Here is a 2,643-nt window from a genome sequence, read left to right on the forward strand (position 1 = left end):
TTAATAAGGGATTTATATCCATTATATATCGACGATATAGATTTAGAAGTTGAACATCTAAACAATTTACAAATGAGAATGGAAAATCAAAAAGATTTTCTTACTCCTAGTTTCTTGAACAGATATTATGGTCATTACGGTAGCCCGACAACGTTGCAACAACATTTCATAAACTACTTAGAAAGAAATGACGATGAATATATAAAAAACAACTTTGATTTTATAGAAAATAATATTGAAAACCTGAAGGTAAATATAGCAATAGTACAAGAGATCGTGGATATTTTTCACTACATGGAAAGCGTAAAAGAATAATATACTTTTACCTGTACTTTACCGTTTATAACAAAGCTATGTGTGCAAAGCATTTTAAAATAATATGACTCCCCATTGATATAGCCCTTCCCTTGGCGTTAATGAGTCATCACGCTATTAAAATACTAATATATAAAACAATGTAGTAATTAGGATCGCATTCACCCTAATTACTACAAAGAAACCAAATCAAACAAAAAACGACGTCACTTAATCCACTTTTATAACCAAAGCAAATCGACCATCTTTATGTGTAAAACCCCAAACAGAGTTGTTGTTATGATTATAACCCCACAAATAAGTCCCACAACTGCTGCTTACATCACTTGGCGCACTACCAAAACCCGATTGGAACATAACACTAAAGTCATCCGAGTAAGATGTGGCAGTAAAACAGTTTTCATCTAAAAACGTATCCCAAACACCCGTTTCTTCGTTGTATCGACCAATGGTTAAAGTAGATAAATCAACTCCTTCTGGGGCAGTCATAGCAATCGCCATTGCATCAGCGTCATCTTCAGCTGTGATTACGCCATCTCGAATAACATTTGTTGGATTATCGGTTTCCACTGCATCTTTATCATAAAATAACTCTGAAGGAGAACGTGTTTGCACAAATCCGTTGGTGTTTTTATATGAGCCATCTTGGTTTAAGTTACCATTAATGTGCAAAATATCAGATACAGTCGTAGCATCATCGTCAGTAAACCAGCTTAATGACAACAATTCATTCATTGCTTGTTCTTTACGAGGAATGCTATAAGCATCAGCAAACGTTGTATATTCCCCTTTACCTGTCCCTAAATCATCTTGATAGTTTGCATCAACCCCTACCTGCTTTTTATCTTGGGTATCGGTTGTTAACACTTCAACACTGTTATACGTTAAATTAAAACCATCTAGAATAGCCGCTTCAGTCCCAATATAACCTGCTTCATCAGGTGTTTTGGTTGTTGCCCAATAAGATTCATAAGGAGAAACAACACGCTGTAGCGCATCGCTCGTATAGCTTGCACTATCACCTACACTCCATTCAATAGGGATAATTTCTTCAATGGTTTTACCAGTAGAATCAACATCATATTGCACCCAAGCATTTTGAGGTTCATCCCAGTATGTCCCCATATTCATATCAGCTTCAGAAAAATTAACCGGTGCATAATAGTTTTTAAACGTAATTTGACGACCATTAACTTCAACAATCACAAATGAAATTTTGTTTGATTTTTCATACTTAGTTAAATCTTTAGTGTACTGACTATTTGTTCCTTCGTAGTCACCTACTTGAGCAAAATTATCCTGCGCTAAACCCGTTTCATATTTATCATGAATACCATAACGATTGTTATACGCTTTCCAAGATGCATTACCCGCAACAATTTGTGTAAAGCCAACGGATGGATTCGAATTATCTGGATGAATTAAACTACGAGAGTATTGATGATCGTGCCCAGCAATATAGTTAACTTTATATTCACTCAATAAATTAAGGACGTTATCCATTAAGCCAGGAGAAGACTCATCTTGCAGCTGTAAATAACCTAATTGACCAGTATCAAGCCCTAATATACCTGGCTCAGTTTCATCCTCATCTCCACTAGTGCCATCACTTTTTAATGAACTAATATAGTCAAAATATTCATCATAATTATAAACCGACGGACGCTTTTTGGTTGATAAAGCTTCGTGACCAAACATTACAATATGATCAACGGTAGTCCCTTTTGTTTCTAAAACATTTTTTAACCAATCATAAATAAGAAGCCAAGTACCTTCATAGTTAACAGACACTAAATCACTTGCATAAAAGTCTATAGCAATAAATAACGTATTGTTTTGAACGGTATAGTACATAAGATCTTCAATACCTTCGTAACCCACTATTTCGCCACTTTCTAACCCTTTGCTTAACAGTTTTCCTGGGGATTGTTGATACAAATTGTACCCTTGGTCGAATTCCTGTGAATCGGCATCGGTATAAGCATCAATACCATTATCAATATTATTAACAGAGCGATTATCTGTCGTATCTACTGAAGTAGTAAACCAACTTAGCCAATCATAACCATCTACAATTTCGTGATTACCACGTACAGGTAAAACAGTCATTCCAGCTTCAGTTAAAGGAGTTCCAACTTTATTCATCCATTCAACATATTCATTTTCTGTACGTACATCGGTCATATCGCCAACTGCGAGTACAACTGAAACCCCCTCTTCTTTTATTTTAGAAACAATAGGGTCAACTAATAAAGCGGGAAGATGCTTAAAATCATAAGGCGTATCAGCACGTTCGCTACTAGCGATTTCAACAGGCAAGTCACCCGC

2 protein-coding genes are annotated in these 2,643 nt (G+C 35.7%); one reads left to right on the forward strand and one right to left on the reverse strand.

Annotation, left to right across the window (positions count from 1 at the left end):
- Positions 1–315: hypothetical protein (locus I6F65_RS21105; RefSeq protein WP_197114777.1), on the forward strand; the 315-nt coding region annotated here is incomplete at its 5' end.
- A 210-nt stretch (positions 316–525) separates the two neighbouring features.
- Here the strand turns inward: I6F65_RS21105 and I6F65_RS21110 are convergent.
- Positions 526–2,643: metallophosphoesterase family protein (locus I6F65_RS21110; protein ID WP_197114778.1), on the reverse strand; the 2,118-nt coding region annotated here is incomplete at its 5' end.

It is taken from the genome of Pseudoalteromonas sp. SWXJZ94C, assembly GCF_015864385.1.
Classification (GTDB): domain Bacteria; phylum Pseudomonadota; class Gammaproteobacteria; order Enterobacterales; family Alteromonadaceae; genus Pseudoalteromonas.